Here is an 18,738-nt window from a genome sequence, read left to right as displayed (position 1 = left end):
AAAGCTTCCGCTCCATACTTTGTCACCTCCTCACCTGTCACGTGTTACCTGTCACCTATTCACCTTCTCACCCAATCACCCAAAATATTGCGGGGCTGGCTGCAAACGGCTCCGCGCCAGCTTCTCCTGGTTTGGTTTTGGAGAATTTCAAGGAAAGCACCGGCCTGTGGCTGGTGCCTTCCTTTTTTCGGGAAGTGCATCTTGCCCGTTCATTCCCCGTTCATTGGCACGCATTTATTTTACGTCATGCTTCGTCTTTTGCTTACTGCCATCCTACTCTTGGGCATGAGTAGTATACATGCCCAAACGCCCCCGCCCTCGCCGGTGCGCGCTGCCGCTGCTCCCGTAACGGGCCGCGTAACCGATGCCGCTTCTGGCGAGGCACTGCCGGGCGCCACCGTGTACTTCTCCGACCTCCGCCAAGCCACGGCTACCGATGCCAACGGCAATTTTCGGTTCGCCAACTTGCCGCGCGGCAAGTTTCTGGTGCAGGTGCGCTTTATAGGCTATACCACGCTGGTGCGCACCGTAGATACGGGCAGCGGCCAACCGCTGGCAATGGTCCTCACACCCACCGAAACCGAAATTGGGCAGGTAGTGGTAACAGGCGTATCGGCTAGCACGGAGATGCGCCGCTCGCCCATTCCGACGAGCGTGGTAGACCAGACGCGCCTGCGCCAAACTTCGGCCACCAATGCTGTGGATGCCATTGCGCACACGCCCGGCCTCAACCAGATTACCACCGGCCCGGCCATCAGCAAGCCCATTATTCGGGGGCTGGGTGCCAACCGTGTTATCACCCTCAACAACGGCGCCAAGCAGGAAGGCCAGCAGTGGGGCGACGAGCACGGCATCGAAATCGACGAGTTCAGCATCGACCGGGCCGAAATCATTAAGGGCCCCGGCTCCTTGCTTTACGGCTCCGATGGGCTGGCTGGCGTCATCAATTTTCTGGCGCCCGACCCCGTGGAAGATGGCCGGATTGTGGGCGCGGTGGCATCCAACTACCAAACCAACAACCACCAGCAAGGCTATTCGCTGTGGAACGCGGGCAACTTAAATGGCTTCAACTGGCAGGCGCGCGTGTCGGGGAAGGTGGCCGGCAACTACCGCAACCGCTACGATGGCCGCGTGTACAACTCCGGATTTCGGGAGCTGGACGGCAGCGGCTACGTGGGCCTCAATAAGAGCTGGGGCTTTTCTCATCTCACCGTCAGCAGTTTCAACCAGCAGCTCGGCTTGATTGAGGGCGAGCGGGACTCGCTCACGGGCCGCTTCGTGAAGCCAGCTTTGTCTATCAGTAACGGCTTGGGTGAGCAGCTTGTCACCGATGAAGACCTGCGCGGCTACGACTTGGCCGTGCCGCAGCAGCAGATCAATCACCTGCGCATTGGCACCGACAACAACTTTATTCTGGGCCAGCACCGCCTCACGCTGAACGTGGGCTGGCAGCAGAACATGCGCCGCGAGTTCGGCAACCCCTTCGACGCCGACGAAACCTCGCTCTTCTTCCAGCTGCGCACCGTAGATTACGCCGTACGCTGGTTTCTGCCCGAAATGGCTGGCTGGAACACCACGCTGGGCGTGAGCGGGATGCAGCAGCAAAACCGCAACAAGGGCGTTGAATTCCTGATTCCGGCTTACTCGCTGCTCGATGGCGGCGTATTTGGCGTCACGAAGAAAAGCTTCGGCAAGCTGGACCTGAGCGGCGGGCTGCGCTACGATTTGCGCCACATTGAAGCCGATGCGCTGTACCTGAACGAAGAAGACCAGCCCGTACCGAACAACCAGGGGGAAGTCAAATTTCCGGGGTTCGAAAGCACGTTTCGGAACGTGAGCGGCAGCGTAGGTGGGGCATACAACCTGAGCGAGAAGTGGCTGCTGAAGGCCAACGTGGCGCGTGGATTCCGAGCCCCCAACATTGCCGAGCTGGGCTCCAACGGCAAGCACGAAGGCACGGTGCGCTACGAAATCGGGGAGCCGGACCTGAAGGCTGAAACCAGCTTGCAGCTCGATGGCGGCCTAAGCTTCACCTCCGAGCACGTGAGCCTCTCGGCCGACGTATTCCGCAACCAAATCAGCAACTACATCTTCCCGCGCAGCCTCGCCACGCCCGCCGGCACCGATTCACTTTCCGAGGAAGGCGACCGGGTGTTCCGCTACGGCCAGGGCGACGCCCGCCTCGCCGGTGGCGAAATCAGCCTCGACCTGCACCCCCACCCGCTCGACTGGCTGCACTTCGAAAACTCTTTCTCGATGGTGCGGGCCATCGAATTCGACCAGCCGGCCGGCCAGCGCAATCTGCCCTTTATCCCCGCCGACCGGCTACAGTCGGAGCTGCGGGTGAACTTGCGGCAGCTGGGAACTTCGCGCTTGCACAACTTCTACGCCCGCGGCACGGTGGAGCACAACTTCGCCCAGAACCGCATTTTCTCTGCCTTCGACACCGAAACCAGCACGCCCGGCTACACGCTCGTCAACCTCGGCCTGGGTTCCGACTTGACGAACAGTAAAAACGCAACCCTGTTTTCACTCTATTTAACTCTAAACAATGTGTTTGACGTGGCGTATCAAAACCACCTGAGCCGCCTCAAGTATACCGCCGTAAACTACGCCACCGGCCGCACCGGCGTCTACAACATGGGCCGCAACCTAAGTGTGAAATTGATTGTCCCACTTTCCTTTAAATGAATAAAGAATTGAGAATGAGGAATTATTATGAGTGGTTTCCCTATTCTTTGAATGCGGGTTCTGTTCATTGCTGAAGACCTTTCACTCTCGTTCTGCCCTGCGCATTCTCAACTCTTCATTCCTAATTCCTCATTGGCAATGTCTCACGACCATGCGCACCACCATCACCACGGCCCGCCGGCTGATGGTCATTTTGGACGGGCGTTTGGCTGGGGCATTGCGCTGAACCTGCTGTTCGTAGCGGGCGAAGTGGCAGGCGGGCTGTGGGCCAATTCCTCGGCACTGCTTTCCGATGCGGGGCATAATTTGAGTGATGTGCTGAGTCTGGCCTTGGCTTGGGGCGCGGCATTGCTGGCGCGGCGGCGGGCTACGGAGCGTTACACTTACGGCTACAAAGGCGCCACTATTCAAGCAGCATTACTGAACGCGGCGCTGCTGTATCTGGCGCTGGGCTTCATTCTCTGGGACACCATCGACCATCTGCGCCACCCGGCCCCCGTCAATGGCCCCGTGGTAATGGCGCTGGCCGGCCTCGGCATCCTTGTGAATGGCTTTACGGCCTGGCTGTTTCGGCGCGGGCAGAAGGGCGACTTGAACGTGCGCGGCGCCTACCTGCACATGCTGACCGATGCGCTGGTGTCGGTGGGCGTGGTGGTGGGCGGCGCGCTGGTATACTACACCGGCTGGCAGTGGCTCGATCCGGTCATTGGTTTCGCTATTCTGATGGTGGTGGCCGTGGGCTCCTGGGGCTTGCTGCGCGAAACGGTGCAGCTCAGCCTGCAAGCCGCGCCAGAAAGCATTGATGTCAGCGCTGTGCGGCAGTTTCTATTGGCCCGCCCCGGCGTCACGCAGGTCCACGACCTGCACGTGTGGCCCCTCAGCACCCGCGATACGGCCCTTACCGCCCACCTCGTCAGGCCCGGCCTGCTCGGCGACAATACCTTCCTACAAACTCTCCAGCACGACTTAGAACACCAATTTGGCATCGGCCACTGCACCATTCAGGTAGAAAACGACACGCCCGTAATGGGCGCCCACGGGTGCTGCGACCAAGCACAGGTAGCTTAGGCTGCCGCTTGAATTGAGAGCGAGTAGATAGATGCTGATTGGAGAGTAAGAGTATTCCGGGTGCTGTGTCGCACAAGCTGTAGCTTCTGCTACATTAGTGGCTCACCATTCTGCTCCTCATGTTCGCCTCTACTTCCCCTCCCAAAACCACTGGTTTGTTCAGCGCCATCGTCGTTGTGGCGGCGCTGGGCTATTTCGTCGATATCTACGACCTGATTCTGTTCAGCATCGTGCGAGTGGACAGCCTGAACACGCTCGGCATCACGGCCAAAGATGCCGTAACCAATGAAGGTCTCTACCTCATCAATATGCAGATGGGCGGCATGCTGCTCGGCGGCATCCTGTGGGGCATTCTGGGCGATAAGCGGGGTCGGCTCTCGGTGCTGTTCGGCTCGATTCTACTGTATTCGCTGGCTAACATTGCGAATGGCTTCGTGCAAACCGTGGAGCAGTATGCCTGGCTGCGGCTGGTGGCAGGCATTGGCCTTGCTGGCGAGCTGGGCGCGGGCATCACGCTGGTTTCGGAAACGCTACCCAAAGAAAAGCGCGGCTATGGCACCATGATAGTGGCCACCGTAGGCGTATCGGGGGCCATGCTGGCGTATTGGGTAGGCGAGGCGCTGGGCTGGCGCAACGCCTATTTCGTGGGTGGCGGCCTGGGCCTGGCCTTGCTAGCGTTGCGCGTGGGCGTGTACGAGTCGGGGATGTTCGAGCAAACCAAGAAGAGCGACGTGCAGCGCGGCAACTTTCTGGCGCTGTTCACTGATACCGCGCGGCTGGCTCGCTACGCCAAGTGTCTGCTCATTGGCGTGCCGCTGTGGTTCGTGGTGGGTATCCTTATCACGCTGGCCCCCGAGTTTGGTGCCGAGCTTGGTATTACGGGGCCGGTTACGGCTGGTCTGGGTGTGTTCTGGTGCTATTTCGGGCTGGTGTTCGGCGACTTCGCCAGCGGCACCCTGAGCCAACTGCTGCGCAGCCGCAACCGCGCCTTGCAAGTATTTCTAATTTTCTGCGGCGTGATGGTGGCCGTGTATCTGTTTGCGGTGCGCGGGGCCACGCCCACTGTTTTCTACGTGGTGTGCTTCGTGTTGGGCATTTCGGTGGGTTTCTGGGCATTGTTCGTGACGGTAGCGGCCGAGCAGTTTGGCACCAACCTGCGGGCCACGGTAGCCACCACGGCGCCCAACTTCGCGCGCGGCTCGGTGGTGCTATTGGTGCCGCTGTTTAAAGCTATGCGCGAGCCACTGGGCATTATTGGCAGCGCGGCGGTACTCGGCGCAGTGTCGCTGCTGATTGCTTTTTGGGCCGTAAGCCGTCTGCCGGAAAGCTTCGGCAAAGACCTCGATTACGTGGAATCATAACTCGTAAAAACGAACTCTGCCTCCACTGAGCCGTACCAGAGAGTGAACCTATTCTGTTTCACGTATGAAAAAGACCCTCGCTATAGCATGCTGCGCCTTCTTCGCGCTTAGCACCACGCACGTCCGGGCCCAGACCACCGACTCCACCCAAATTCGCCTCCAACAGCAGCAACAACGCGCCACAGAGGCGCAAGCAGCCCTGGATGCGCAGAAGGAGCAGTCGAAAGCCAACCGTAATGCTGTAAAAGAGAGTAAGGCCCAGGTGAAAGCCCAGGAACAGCAAATGGACGAGCAAAAGCGCCAGCTCAAAGAGCAGCAAACGGCCGCCAAAGAAGCTCGCCGTCAGCAGAAAGAAGCCCAAAGCATAGCGCGTGAAGAAAAGCGCAAAGCCAAGGCTGCTAAAAAGGCTGCCAAAGCAGGCTAACCACGCCTTCGACGCCAATTTTAACGTACACCCTTTTCAAAACTCCAGTCTTTGGCTGGAGTTTTTTACTGTTTTGCCCTCTCCCCTTCCCACTGCTCATGGCCAATCAACCAACCAAAAACACCCTTCGGTTCTATCCGCTGCATCATTTCGTGCTGCTACCGTTGGCCCTCCTTTTGTTGCTTTATAGCATCCGTCGTTACGTATCTGTGGCTGGCGACGACTCCGAAATTTCGCGTCTGTGGTTCACGGTGATGTTGCTGGCGGTGGTAGTGTTCGGCGGGCTTGTGATGCTGCGCCAGCACTATGCTTTGCGGCTACAAGACCGAATCATCCGGTTGGAAGTGCGGCAGCGTTATTTCGAAATAACTGGCCAAAGCCTGCGCCCGCTCGAAAACCAACTACACCTGAGTCAGATCATAGCCCTACGCCTTGCCGGCGATGCTGAGCTGCCCGAACTCGTGCAGGCGGCCATCCAGGAAAAACTCAGCTCCAAAGATATTCAGGCTCGTATCCGCAGCTTCGAATTCGACTCTATGCGGGTGTGACGATACGCTCCCGAAGCTCAGGCGTTGAAGGAGCTGGATTTTTTGGTCGATTTTTGTGTTGTTGTATTCTGTTGCTTCTGCTCCGGCAGCTTTTCTGGTGGTCCGAGCTTCAGCGCCAGACTCCCAACTTCTCAAGACCTTACTTTTATGATTCTTTACAACGTCACGACCAGCCTGGACCCGGAAATTGCCGATGAATGGGTGACTTACATGCGCGACATTCACATGCCTGGCGTAATGGCTACCGGCTTTTTCTTGAAAACTCAGCTGTGTCGGCTGCTCAACGAGGAAGACGACGGTATCACATACGCCGCTCAATACTACTGTGTGAGTCTGGAACAGTTAGAGGAATACCAGCTTGTAGCCGCCCCTGCTCTGCGCCAGGAAATCGAAAAGCACTTCGGTGGACGTTACGCGTCTTTCCGCACCATGCTGGAAGTCGTGGACTAGTAACAGCTGCGTATCAACATTGCAGTAACGCTTTTAGCTCCGCCATTCTCGAAGAAGCAGACTGATTAAAGCAAATACCCACCATCGTTGAAGCAAAAAGGCTACCTCTTCCAGGTAGCCTTTTTGCTTTTACAGCATTTACAGCAGGCCGCTTTATAACTGAGAGAAGCAGAGCACCGACTTACAACAAATGCTAGCACGCTTTCTTGCTTTTATTCTGGTGTCCTAACTTGCGCGGCTTATGAAACGGCTTTGTCTACTTCTTGTGTCAGAAACATAGTTTTGCTCTCCATTTCTGAAGGTCTTTGCTATAGGAGAGCAACCCTAGACCGATGCTGCTCTCCCATACTCTTAATCATCTAAAATTCGAGAGCAAAACAAGCATAATCGCTCTGTACCCATTATTTAAGCGTCTTAAACACCTTAAGCCTTTGTCCGGGCGGAGCGAATTGCGGCGTGTTGGGAGTGCCTTGTTGAACTGTCCTGCCGAGCAAAGCTTCTCACACGCTCCTTTGCTTTGCTGCCGTTCAGAAAGCAATGTGCCAGATGCTTCCTGTAGTCAGCATGCCAGACGGGAGGAAATGTCCATGCACTTTTACCCTTTCACCACGGCTTCTATCGCGGGGTCGCAGGTGTAGGCGTGGAGTTGTTCGGCGGTGAGGTTGCCGTTGTGCCACTCGGGGTCGAGGTTGGCGCCTATCTTTTTGTAGAAGCCGATGGCGGGCTCATTCCACTCCAGCACTTGCCATTTCAACCGATTGGCGCCCGTGTGGCGAGCTTCCGCTACTACGGCATCGAAAAGCCGCTTGCCGAGGCCAGTGCCGCGGGCAGCTTCCGTTACTACCAGATCCTCCAGGTACAACATCCGGCCTTTCCAGGTGGAATAAGCAGTATAGTAAAGCGCGATGCCGATGATAGGTCCATCAGCCTCTTGCTCGGCCACGAAAAATTTGAAGATGGAATCTGGGCCAAAACCGTCGCGCTGCATGTCTGCCAGCGTGTTCGTGACTTCCTGCGGCGCCCGCTCATACTCGGCCAACTCCTGAATTAGAGCCAGCACCTGCGGCAAATCGGCCTCGCGGCCCCGACGAATGGTCATTGCCAATGAAGAATAAAGAGTGAGAATTTGTGTTGGGTGACGTGTGGCACGGACTTTAGTCCGTAGCCCTCATGCTCTCCTAGCTGGCACGGCTACGGACTAAAGTCCGTGCCACATGGGTTTATTGATTGGCAAGCTACTTTGGAATTCACTTCAATGAAGTAAAAGATTCCTACATCTGCCAAAAAAGAATGAGCAACGACCTAAAGTCATTGCTCATTCATCATTTCTGATATTTCCTACCGTTTACATTACGGGCTGCATCTTCTTGATGTCTTCCGTGGCGTTTACGGAGTTGATTTCGCGGGTAGCTGCGTTTTCAGGAGCTTTTTTACCACCAGTCGTGTCGGGAGCGGCCGGGATGGGAGGCAAGGCTTGGGTGACCACATCTTCATCCGTTTTGTACTCGGGGTTGCTGCACGAAGTAGCGGACAGCATCAGCGAACCGGCCAGCAGACCGAACAGGAGCGTTTTTTTCATATAAGAAAGCAAGAGACAGAGGCAATTACGGGAGTTGCGGCCGCGAAGATACGGGAAGTAGAGCTTTGTGCCTACTGGGTAGTGCTTAGTGCGTGGTGCCTAGTGCTTAGGTGAAACCGGCCACCCATTACTCACTACTTGAAATTCTATCTCCCACTTCCCAACAACTAAGCACTAGGCACCCTGCACTAAGCACTACTTATATGGATTTACGCCCATGCTCTGGTAAGCGAAGGACCAGATATCGGCCCACTCCTCGATTTGGAGCTTGGTGCTTTTGCCGGCGCCATGGCCCGCATTAACGTCCACCCGAATTAGCTGGGGCCTTGGGCCAGCGTCGGCAGCTTGCAGGGCGGCGGCAAACTTGAACGAGTGCGCCGGCACCACCCGGTCGTCGTGGTCGGCGGTGGTAATCATAGTAGCCGGGTAGCTGGTGCCGGGCTTCAGGTTGTGCAGGGGTGAGAATTTGTAGAGGTTGAAGAATTGCTCCTTGTTGTCGGAGGTGCCGTATTCGGGGGCCCAGTTCCAGCCGATGGTGAACTTCTGGTAGCGCAGCATGTCCATTACGCCTACGGCTGGGAAAGCCACGCCGCAGAGGTCGGGACGCTGCGTCATGGTGGCGCCCACGAGCAGGCCGCCGTTGGAGCCGCCCGCTATAGCCAGCTTTTCGGTGCTGGTGTAGCCTTGCACTTTCAGGTATTCGGCGGCCGCGATGAAGTCGTCGAATACGTTTTGTTTGTTGGGCGTCATGCCCGCTTTGTGCCAGGCTTCGCCGTACTCGCCGCCGCCGCGCAGGTTGGGAATGGCCAGCACGCCGCCGTTTTCCAGCCACAGCATACGCGCCACCGAGAAGCTCGGCGTGAGAGAAACGTCGAAGCCGCCGTAAGCATAGAGGTAGGTGGGGTTCTGCCCGTCCAGCTTCAGCCCTTTCTTGTGGGTGATGAACATGGGCACCTTCGTCCCGTCCTTGCTCTTGTAGAACACCTGCGTGGTCACGTAGTCGTTGGGCTGCACGTCTACTTTCGGCGCCCGGAATACGGTGCTGGTGTTGGTGGCGAGGTCGTACTTGTAGATGGTGGTGGGGTAGGTAAACGACGTGAAAGCGTAATACACCGTTTTAGAGTCGCGCCGGCCACCGAAGCCAGAGGCCGTGCCAATGGCCGGCAGCGCCACGTCGTGCTTGAACTCGCCCTTCTCCGTGTACACTTTGATGAGGCTGCTGGCATCTTTGAGGTAGGACGCCACGAGGTAGCCGCCCACGTGGTCGACGCCTTCCAGCTTCTGCTCGGTCTGCGGCAATACGTCCTTCCAGTTGGTTTCTTCGGGCTTTTTGGGGTCGATGAGCACCACGCGGTAGTTGGGAGCCTTGTAGTTGGTGAGCACCAGCAGTTGGCCGCCCACGTTGCCCACCACGGAGTTATTGTGCTCGTAGCTGCTGATGAGCGGCGTGAAGCTGTTGGCCTGCTTGGGGTCGGTGAGGTCGCGCACGGAAAGGCGGTTGCCGTCGGCCTTGCCATCGGTGAGATAGAGCACCAGGAACCGTTCGCCTTCGGTGGTGCCCGCCATGCGGAAACCCAGGGCCATTTTCGCGTCCTCGTACACCAACTTGTCGGTGCTTTGGGGCTTACCGAGCTGGTGGTAGTAGACTTTGTGGTACTCGTTTTTGCCAGAAAGCTGGTTTTCGCCGGCTTTGGGGGCATCGTAGCGGCTGTAGAAGAAACCGTCCTTGTACCAGGCCGCCCCCGACACTTTCACCCATTGCAGCTCATCGGTGGTGGGTTTGCGGGTTTTGAGGTCCAGCACCTTCATCTGCTGCCAATCGGAGCCGCCGCCGGAAGTGGCGTACGCCATGTAGCGGTGGTCGTTGGAGAAGTAGGTCCCGGCCAGGGCCGTGGTACCGTCGGCGGAGAACTTGTTAGGGTCGAGCAGCACTTCGGGCTGGCTTTCTTTGCCGGCGGGCTGCGCGTAGAGTACAGCTTGGTTTTGCAGGCCGTCGTTTTTGCTGAAGTACAGACGGTCGCCTTCCTGCTGGGGAATGCCGAACCGCTCGTAATTCCAAATTTTGGTGAGCCGCTCTCGGATTTGCGCCCGGAACGGAATCTTGTCCAGATAGCCGAAGGTGACCTTATTTTCGGCTTCCACCCAGGCTTTGGTGTCGGGTGAGTCGAGGTCTTCGAGCCAGCGGTACGGGTCGGCGACGGAAGTGCCGAAATAGTCGTCTTTGTGGTCGACTTTCTTGGTTTGGGGGTATTGCACGGGAGCAGAAGATGAAGGAACAGCGCCGCCCGCTACGACAGTAGCCGAAGCGGAAGCAGAGGAAACGCCCGACGGCACCGACCGGCACGAAGCCAGCGCAACCAGGGCTAGGACGGGAATAGAAAGTTTGTGCATCGTCATCAGTAGGGTGGAAAGCGCCGAAGATAAAGCACAGATCGGAACCGATCAGACGGGTTGTTTGATTCTTCCGGCCGTGGCACGGCCAGCTGTTCCGCCTTACGTGAGGCGAATTCTTGCGCGTTAGTGCAAGTGGCGCGGAACTGCCTACTCGCTTTGCTCATGCACAGAACAGATTTCCGCGCTACTTCATGCGGCCGATTTTCGGGATTACCTGAATCAGAAACCTTTTATTGTCGCCTTCGCGGCGGGTGGGGTAGCGGCCGGTACCGTAGAATCCGCTGCCCCCGATAATGAGCTCAATGCTTTTATCCTCGCTGAAATTGAGGCCGTTTTGCCGCCAAAAGTTCAGCAGATTCAGGGCGCGGCGGTAGCTGAGCTGGTAGGTCGTCTGCTCTTCGCGGGTGTTGCGGGGGTCGCCGGGCGGGTAGCGAGCGGCCATGCCTTCCACTATCACGAGGTAGCGCACAGGCTGGTCGGTTTTAATGCTTTTGAGCACCGAGCGGAGCGTGCGGCCGGCTTGCAGCAGAGCAGGTTTATAGGCTTCCTGAATTTCGTCGCGGCCGGCTTTGAACTGCACGGGCACCAGCAATTCGTGCCGCTCGTTGGCCGGGTCGTACTTGAAATAGCGGCCTTCGAGCTGCTGCAAGGAGCGGCGAATTTTGGTGATTTGCTCCAGCTCGGCGGCTTTCACTTTCAGCTCGCCATTGGCCCGCTTCAGCTCCCCTTCCCGGTCCTTGAACAACTTGAAACTATACACGAACAGCACCAGCATCACCACGAACAAAGACGTCATCAGGTCCACGTAGCTGGGCCAGAAGAAGTCGTTGGCTTGGCGGTTGTTGGAGGCGTTATTCATTGAAAGTAACTGTAGCGCGAAGCTCCCGCTTCGCGCATCGTTGAACGACAATCGTTGTGGCAGAGCAGCCGTCAGCAACGATACGCGAAGCTGGAGCTTCGCGCTACTCCCGTTCTGAATTTAGCAGCGCCGACCTTTACTGCGGCCGTACGCCGCCGAACAGCTTGTCCATGAATCGCTGAAAACGGTTTTTGGAAGTGGCTTTCACCAGCACCATGTTCAGGTTGGAAAGCTCCAACAGCAGCTTGGCTTGCACCTGCGAATCCAACTCTATTTTGCGCATTAGCTCGCGCTGAGTGGCGGTTACGTCGCGGCTGAGGGCGTCTTGCTGGGCGTTGAGATTCTGAAAAGGCTCCAACTGTTTCAGCAGCTTCTCGAAGACGTTATCGGCGTTGAGTTTTTCGAAGTACTGCTGCCACTTCTCGTAGGCCAACTGGGCCTGGCGCTCATTCTGGGCCTGGCGCTGGGTCATGATGTCGGCCAACGAAATCCCGGCCTGGTCGATGTGCTGCTCGGCGCGGTCTTTCAGGTTGCGTAGGTCTACCTGATGCTTCTGGAAGAAATCCAGCATGAGCTGCACCGAGTTGTTGTTGCCGCCGACGTACTCCCCCAGGTCGTTGATGCCTTTCTCGAAGCCGCGCAAACGATCCAAGATGCTGCTCACGCTCTGAGCCGAGTGGTAGCCGTTTTCCAGCATCTCGTTCAGCTTCTGCTGGTAGCCCGTAAACTGCCCAAACATCTCCGCCGACTCGCGCACCTTCTCGAACACCGCAATATTGGCCGCCGCCATCTTGTCGTAGCCGATGGTATCAAGTCGTTCCAGAAAGTCGCTCTGCACCCGGATGTTCTGCGTCACCTTCTCCATCAACGGATTGAACAACTCCACCTGCCCCACAAACTGCTGATTGAAGGCGTCCAGCACCGATTTTAGGTTGGTGAGGGAGCTGGCCATATCGGCGTGCAGTACCGGCAGCAGACGAGTTTGCAGGAAGGTGTAGTACTGATTCTGAAGCCGGTCGAGCTGCTGGCGGGCCTGGCGCAGCACGCCATTGCCGAGCAGCGTGAGCAGCAGCCCCACGAAGGAACCAGTCATGGCAATGAGCACGCCGGTCAGGAACGGCGTCAGCGCCTCATCGTCGGATACGCCGTTGCGGGCGATGCCCACGAGCCCTAGTATCACGCCTAGGAACGTGCCTAGCAGGCCCAGATACAGCGGCGTTGCTACATTGGCTTGCACCTCGTTGTCGAGCACTTCGCTCTGACGCTCCGAAATGTCTTTGAGGATGCCGAAGTCGGCCGCCGCGCCTTTGTTGTGGCGCAGGTAGTCGTTGGTATCGAGCAGAATGGCCTGAAACTCGGGGGAGGCGTTTTCGGCCTTGATGAGGCTGGAAGCGAAAGAATCGGGCGGCGCATCGGCGGCGTAATCGGGCAGGTCGCGGCCGTCGGGCAGCACAATGCGGTGCTCCACCCGCAGGGCTTCTCTAGGCGGATAAAGTTGGCTTAGGCGCAGCGCATTGGCCCGCGTCCGCAGAAACGTACGAATCTGCAAGCCCACCACCACCGCCACGACAGCAACTTCAAGAATGATTTCAAGCATACAGCTACGAAGCTAAGGCTATAATCTAGCTATTCGAACCGAATAGCAGCCTTTTGCTCGATCTGCCAAATGCTGCCCATCTTGCGCAACAACCCATCCTTCTCATTCACGATGCGCGACACGGAACTAGCGGGCTGCTGGTAAACGCAGGCTTCACGCAACGAATACTGCGCGCTCTGAATGGCGTAAGCGTGTACCTGCGGGTTCTGCGTGACCCGAAACGTAGCCGAATCGGGCTGCTGCGGGTTCAGACGAATCTCGTAGATGCTGTCGTGCTGCGGCTCGTCGGACAGGTCGTACTCGCTGAACGCGCCATTGACGGGTACCTTCACGTAGCGGACGTGGCTGATGGGCGCGGGCGTAGTATAGGGCTCCGGGGCCGGTAAGTGTACGGGCGGCAAGAGGCTTTCAAAATCATCGTGAGACGAAGCCACTTGTGACGTGGCGGGCGGCGTGGCAGTCACTTCAGGCTGCTGGACTGGGGCCGCGTACACGGTTGGCGCAACCGTAGCAGCTGGAGGCGCGGCGGGCGCGGGCTGCCGCAACTCTTGGCTCGGTGCCGGGGCGGCTGGCCGATTTATGAGCGGAGCGGCGGGAGCAATTGAGGCCACAGGAGCAGCCGGATCGGCAGCTTGCAACTGGCTCCGTAGCTTGTTTACCGCTTCCTCTACTCGCTGCTGCACCAACTTTTCCACTTCGCGTTGCTGGGCTGGTGTCAGCTGCTCAGAAGTAGCGACCGTGCCCGCAACGGGGCTACTCAAGGCAGCGGCTTTCACGGAGTCAATATCGGAGCGGTGCCGGCCCAAACGGTCGGCGAGGGCGCCAATGCTACGGCGCAGCAATACGTAGAGCACCAGGCTCAGCAGGGACAAGATGAGAGCTAGCGGCCCGAAGAACTTGTTCATTAGACTATCTCCCGCCCCAGTGCTGGTGGGCGTGGCAGGACCCGCGACGCCTGCTTCGGCCGGCCCAGCATCGGCGGGCGCATTGGCTGTCGCCTCGTCCAGAGGGACGGCAGTGTCGGTTGTTTCCTCCGCCGCTTCAGTGGTGCTCAGGTCGCCGATGGGAGTGCCGCTGGTTACGTAATTCTGGAGGGCGGTTTCGAGAGTGGCCAGGCGCTGCATCCGGCCCGCATCGGCGCGGCGCGCCGGAGAAGATTTCAGCCGGTTGATGATTTCGGTGGTCAGCTTTTGCAGGCGGGACGTATTCGTGCCCAAGCCTTTGTACATCGTGCCCCGGCCTTCCAACGGTTGGTAAAGCGCACTGTATACCAGTTGGCTATCTGCCTTGATGCTGGCTTCAAAAGCCTTTAGCGAGCTACCACATTGCAGTTGGTTCTTGAGATTGGAACGCCCGTTGTCGTCGTATACATAACGCACGGTGGCGCACCAGATTTGTACCTTTTGCTCGTCGAGCGTGGGCTGGCCAAGGGGCGTTTGAGCGTGGCTGCCCGCCGCCAGAAGCAGTAGGCCGGTGAGCAAAGAAGCGGCGCGGGGGAAAATGTGCATAGGGTTTGGCAGCGGGCTGGTGGGGGCTCGGCTAACGAAAACGTTTCATAGCCCAGGGTTTCAACCCTGGGCTACGTGTTGTCTACGCTTGCAGCTCCCGGCTCAAGTTGTACAAGGCTTGCTTCAGCGGCAGGAAGAACAGCGTTTCCGGCAGGGTTTCGTCGCTGGAGAGCTGGCGCTGGAACTGGTGCAGGCCCAGGCTCAGGCTGTCCTCGATTTCGCGTTGCAGAATGTCTTTCACGCGCTGACGGTCCACGTCGACGCCCACTTCGCGCAGGTAGGGAGCTACTTCGTCGCCTTCTAGGACTAGGGTCAAATACTGTCGTACGTTTTCGAGCACGGTGTCTTTCAGGCTGGCGTCTACCTGGTTCAGCTTGAGACGCTGCTGGTTGAGCTCGGTGCCTTCCAGGGCGCCGCTCAGCTTCACCGGCTTGATGTTGTCGTAGTCGGCGGTGTTGGTTTTCTCCTCGAACAGCACGCCGCCGTTGGTGGTGGCTTCCTTAGGATTATCGGCCAAGATGACGCGGAAGTTGTGGGGCGGCTCAGTGCCCGTAACAGCCTGGAAAATGGCTTTCGTGATTTTCTCGATGGATGCCAACGAGCTGCCGCCGGCCAGCAAGCGAAGATATCTGCTACCATTTCCACTGAAACATAAGTACCTAGGTGTCTTTATTTCAAGGTACTTAACAAGTTGAGCAAGATGATATATGATGGCTGTATAATGCAGATAAAAAAGTATTCTCACTCTCCTGCTCTCCCCAATAACAAATGCCTTGGAGAAACTTAATTCCTGATCGTACCGAAATAGTAAACTAATAACATCTGCTGATCCGAAGTCGCCCTCAAATAATGCGGATTGTAACCTTCCTCTAGCCTCGCTATTTTCTTCACTTTCAGGAATATTTTGTACGTGCTTAAGTCCTGCTTTCAACAATCCGTTTTGCTTGGGCGCACCTTGTACCCGCGCGTACCCATCACCCCATAGATCGTCACCAGCAAAACGAAACGATGTTCCAAAAGAAGGCTTATTCTCTGAGAAGATAAGCAGATCTGTAGTTCCCCCTCCTATATCTATATTGACAATACTATCGCCTAAGCTTGGTACTACTTGATTAGTGGCTGTTAGATAATAATAAGGTGCTTCTGATTCTGTCAGGCTCTGGGTCGAGCGATTTGTGCGAAATACTTTTTGAAATGCATCATCCCATACCTGCTGAAACTGATTGCGCAAGAAAGCATCAAAGCTCAACGGATAGAACCATATTACTCTAGTTTCATCTAGAATACCACCATTCAAAGCAGCTTTGTGGCGTAGTATTAGCAAAAGCTCCCTAAAAAAAACTTCTACTCTTGTAGCTCCTGATGGATCTAATTCAGTAGACCATTTTAGGTTTGTGACGAATCTATTATTGGGAAGTTCACTAACTATTTCTGTAATAAGACTAAATCCGATATTAATATTAGACAGCATCTTAGCCGGTTCGTTTGTAAAAGATTTTATTTCACAAACCGCTGTACGGATTGGAAATGCATAAATACTCTTCTCTGCTCCTATAAAGCTTGGTATGAATTCTCTGCTTTGTAGAGCTGCTATGTCTGAGTGTAGAGAGCCAGCACCAAAGCGGTAGCGTTGCGCTAAAGACCAACCTGTATCAGCTAAAGGAGCGTGTAACCATTCCACTTGCACATCTTCCTCGCCAATGGTGAGCGGGCGTGGGTGGGCCGTGGGCGAATCAGCGTAGGCAATATGGGTGTTGGTGGTGCCAAAGTCCACGGCGAAGGTGAAGCGCCGGGTGCCCCGATCCAGCTCGCGCCAGCGCGGCACGAACAAGCCCCGGGCCGGGTCCGCGCCGATGGTGACGGGCGGGCACGTCAGCTCAGCAATGTCGAAGTGGGTGCCAGTGACTTCGTAGTAGGTGCTGCCGGCCGTGGCCATGCTTTTCTGGGTACGCTCGTAGCGGGTGGCCCGGCGGGCGGCGCCCTGGTCCGTGATTCGCTCCCCGCTCACGAAGAATTGCAGGTCGTAGCGGCGGCTGAGCATGGTGGGCGCGTTGTCGGCATCCACCAGCATCACTTTATATAAGTCGTTGAATTCGGGCTGGTAGCGCACCTTGTAGAACGGGAACACGCCCACGCCTACATTGGCCTTCACAATGCGGCCTTTTTCGAGAATCTCGCGGCCCTGCGCGTCCTTGGGGTTCTGCGGATTGGTGTAGTAGCTGCGCTCGAAGGTGATAAAGCGCCCGGCCTGCACCGGCACTCGCAGCTGCACGCGCACGTGGCTTAGGTCGATGGTGAAGGTGAGCAGCTCGGCCAGCTCGGTTTCCGTGAAATACTCGAAGAAAGCCTGTTTCAGCGGTAGCAGGTAAGGAAAACGGGCGCGGCCTTGCCCATCGGCGCCGTACTGGAACGTGACTTTGCCGGTGTGAAAGCGCTGCGTATTCAGCTCGTAGGGCAACTCCACCAGCGAGTCCTCCAGCAAGTCGCCTACTGTCAGATAGGGGTACTTGAAGCCTTTGCCTGGCAGTACGCGGTTTTCGAGGGCCACTTCGTCGTGATAGGGCACCGGTGTACGGTCGTCCCAAGGCTGGCCGTTGAGATAGTTGGCGCCGGGCATGGTCAGGTTGGGACGCAGCACCAGGGGGCGCGGCCGGCCATTTGTCGATTCGCGGGTGGGCTGGATGAACAGGTCAGAGCTGGTCACGGCCGACTGGTCGGCGCGGCCGGGCAGGGGCACATTTTTGATGCTCACCAAGTTACCGTGCACGTCTACCAGCGCCGGGTAGCGGCTGGCAAACTGCTGCGCCGACCGGTCGCCCTGCATCTGAAGCTGGTTGATTTTGGCGCGGTCGAGGCCGGCGTACACGCTACCGGCAAACTCGCGGCGCTGGAGCTGTGGGTAGGCCAGGAACAGCTCGTACACAAACTCCCGGAACTGCGGGTCACGGTCTTCGAGCAGCACGGTTTGCTTGTCGAAGTAATGGCCGCGGGCCTGAGGACGCTCCAGATCCAGAGGCGTTATGGCCGGACCGGTGAAGAGAATGGTCAGCGGCGAAGTGCCACCCAGCAGGCGCGTACCGCCCGGCAGCTCCGGCGACTCATAGTACACGAGGTACATGTCGGTGAAGTCGCGGAACCGTTCGTCCTGCATGTATAGCTGCAAGGTTTCGCCCAGCAGGCGCGTGCCTTCATCCTGCCGCATTCGGCGGATTTCGGCCTCGGCATTCCAACGGCGCAGCGTGATTTTGCGGCCGGCCTGGGTGTAGAGGTGGTAGTTATAGAGCAACTCCAACAAGTCCCAGAAGTGGGTAGTCAGCTCATGGTACACCGAACCGGGATTGCGCTGCCCTTCGCGGGCCAGGAAGTCGAAAGCCGTTTCAAAAAGATGCATCCGCGCAAACGGCGTCGGAATGCTCACCGCCAAGTTGCGCGATTTGCCGCCCGCCGGGTCCGTGACGGTGTTGATTTCGGTGCTCGTAACCGGCGCCGTTTTCTGCCAGCCTTGTACTTGCTGGGAGCCGTTATTATGTAAGCGAAGGACTTTAGCCATGTCGATTTCCAGGGTTCCCAGGGTTGAAACCCTGGGCTAGTTAGCGATTCTGTTCTTTGATGTGTGTGAGCGGGCGGGTGGGGCAGAATTCCCAGGACTGAAGCCCTGGGCTAGGTAGCGGAGACGTCATAACGCGGTTAGGGAAACGCTACGTAGCCCAGGGTTTCAACCCTGGGAATTCGCGCCGTCCGTGGCGTTTGGGCTATCCGTGTGTTATGACACTCGTGCTAGTTTCTCCAACATTTCCATTTCCTGCCAGTAGTCCTGCTCTTTGTGGTGTTTCTCCTGGTTGCGGATGTAGCTGCGAACCCGCTCTACGTGAGAGGGGCTTACAGAAAAAGCGCCGTAGCCATTTTGCCAGCCAAAGACGAAATCCGTCAGTTTCTGCTCATTGACCCAACGAGCACTTTTGCCTTTGAGCTGTTGCATTATGAGGTCTATCCGGTCAGTGGTTCGCAACGAGAGCAAGCAATGCACATGGTCGTAAACGCCATTTAGAAAATTGAGATGAATGTTATCCGTTTCGGCGATGTGCCGAATTTGTTTGAATAACACTGGCTTCAACTCTGCCGTGAGCCACGGCTGCCGGTTTTTCGTGGCCCAAGTAACATGGACCCAAAGGGATTGAAAAACGTGGCTCATGTGTGTTGTTTTAATGGCTCGTTCGGAATCCCAGGGCTGAAGCCCTGGGCTACGTAGCGAAAAAGGC

The 18,738-nt window shown here is 57.1% G+C and carries 15 protein-coding genes; 7 read left to right on the top strand and 8 right to left on the bottom strand.

All coding sequences use genetic code 11. The features are described from left to right. The first annotated feature begins 41 nt into the window (after positions 1–41). The 7 genes from ACYSMN_RS09795 to ACYSMN_RS09765 all read left to right on the top strand — a co-directional run bounded on the left by ACYSMN_RS09795 (position 42) and on the right by ACYSMN_RS09765 (position 6,542). Positions 42–293 (top strand): hypothetical protein, encoded by a 252-nt coding sequence (locus tag ACYSMN_RS09795; RefSeq protein WP_488923690.1) that lies wholly within the window; start codon positions 42–44, stop codon positions 291–293. After that, positions 286–2,691 carry a TonB-dependent receptor gene (locus tag ACYSMN_RS09790; protein ID WP_488923689.1) on the top strand — a complete coding sequence of 802 codons (2,406 nt, stop codon included), beginning with the start codon at positions 286–288 and terminating at the stop codon, positions 2,689–2,691. The genes ACYSMN_RS09795 and ACYSMN_RS09790 overlap by 8 nt, the downstream gene beginning before the upstream one ends. 138 nt (positions 2,692–2,829) lie before the next feature. After that, entirely contained in the window at positions 2,830–3,759 is a 930-nt protein-coding gene (locus tag ACYSMN_RS09785) for a cation diffusion facilitator family transporter (RefSeq protein WP_488923688.1), read from the top strand. A gap of 119 nt (positions 3,760–3,878) precedes the next feature. Continuing rightward, positions 3,879–5,120, top strand: coding sequence for an MFS transporter (locus ACYSMN_RS09780; RefSeq protein WP_488923687.1), 1,242 nt, complete (start codon positions 3,879–3,881; stop codon positions 5,118–5,120). Positions 5,121–5,184: 64 nt separating this feature from the next. Continuing rightward, on the top strand, positions 5,185–5,544 hold the full coding sequence (locus tag ACYSMN_RS09775) for a hypothetical protein (protein ID WP_488923686.1): 360 nt from the start codon (positions 5,185–5,187) through the stop codon (positions 5,542–5,544). A 98-nt stretch (positions 5,545–5,642) separates the two neighbouring features. Next, positions 5,643–6,092: a DUF6526 family protein gene (locus tag ACYSMN_RS09770; RefSeq protein WP_488923685.1), complete on the top strand. Its 450-nt coding sequence runs from the start codon at positions 5,643–5,645 to the stop codon at positions 6,090–6,092. 147 nt (positions 6,093–6,239) lie between these two features. Next, on the top strand, positions 6,240–6,542 hold the full coding sequence (locus ACYSMN_RS09765; RefSeq protein ID WP_488923684.1) for a DUF4286 family protein: 303 nt from the start codon (positions 6,240–6,242) through the stop codon (positions 6,540–6,542). A gap of 595 nt (positions 6,543–7,137) precedes the next feature. Here ACYSMN_RS09765 and ACYSMN_RS09760 read toward each other — a convergent pair. The 8 genes from ACYSMN_RS09760 to tnpA all read right to left on the bottom strand — a co-directional run bounded on the left by ACYSMN_RS09760 (position 7,138) and on the right by tnpA (position 18,671). Continuing rightward, positions 7,138–7,641 (bottom strand): GNAT family N-acetyltransferase, encoded by a 504-nt coding sequence (locus ACYSMN_RS09760; protein ID WP_488923683.1) that lies wholly within the window; start codon positions 7,639–7,641, stop codon positions 7,138–7,140. Between the two features lie 246 nt (positions 7,642–7,887). Further along, the gene (locus ACYSMN_RS09755; RefSeq protein WP_488923682.1) at positions 7,888–8,121 is read right to left on the bottom strand and encodes a hypothetical protein; all 234 of its coding nucleotides are present in this window, start codon (positions 8,119–8,121) and stop codon (positions 7,888–7,890) included. Between the two features lie 195 nt (positions 8,122–8,316). Further along, a complete protein-coding gene (locus ACYSMN_RS09750; RefSeq protein WP_488923681.1) occupies positions 8,317–10,512 on the bottom strand; it encodes a prolyl oligopeptidase family serine peptidase in 2,196 nt (731 codons plus the stop codon). A gap of 187 nt (positions 10,513–10,699) precedes the next feature. Beyond that, entirely contained in the window at positions 10,700–11,374 is a 675-nt protein-coding gene (locus tag ACYSMN_RS09745) for a hypothetical protein (protein ID WP_488923680.1), read from the bottom strand. Between the two features lie 136 nt (positions 11,375–11,510). Further along, positions 11,511–12,971 (bottom strand): hypothetical protein, encoded by a 1,461-nt coding sequence (locus tag ACYSMN_RS09740; RefSeq protein WP_488923679.1) that lies wholly within the window; start codon positions 12,969–12,971, stop codon positions 11,511–11,513. Between the two features lie 29 nt (positions 12,972–13,000). Beyond that, positions 13,001–14,479 (bottom strand): hypothetical protein, encoded by a 1,479-nt coding sequence (locus ACYSMN_RS09735; RefSeq protein ID WP_488923678.1) that lies wholly within the window; start codon positions 14,477–14,479, stop codon positions 13,001–13,003. Between the two features lie 82 nt (positions 14,480–14,561). Next, on the bottom strand, positions 14,562–18,029 hold the full coding sequence (locus tag ACYSMN_RS09730) for a hypothetical protein (protein WP_488923677.1): 3,468 nt from the start codon (positions 18,027–18,029) through the stop codon (positions 14,562–14,564). A gap of 213 nt (positions 18,030–18,242) precedes the next feature. After that, positions 18,243–18,671 (bottom strand): IS200/IS605 family transposase, encoded by a 429-nt coding sequence (tnpA, locus tag ACYSMN_RS09725; RefSeq protein ID WP_488923676.1) that lies wholly within the window; start codon positions 18,669–18,671, stop codon positions 18,243–18,245. Between the last annotated feature and the right edge of the window lie 67 nt (positions 18,672–18,738).

This window comes from Hymenobacter sp. M1-2, assembly GCF_057808495.1.
This window is presented reverse-complemented; position numbering and strand designations above follow the sequence as displayed.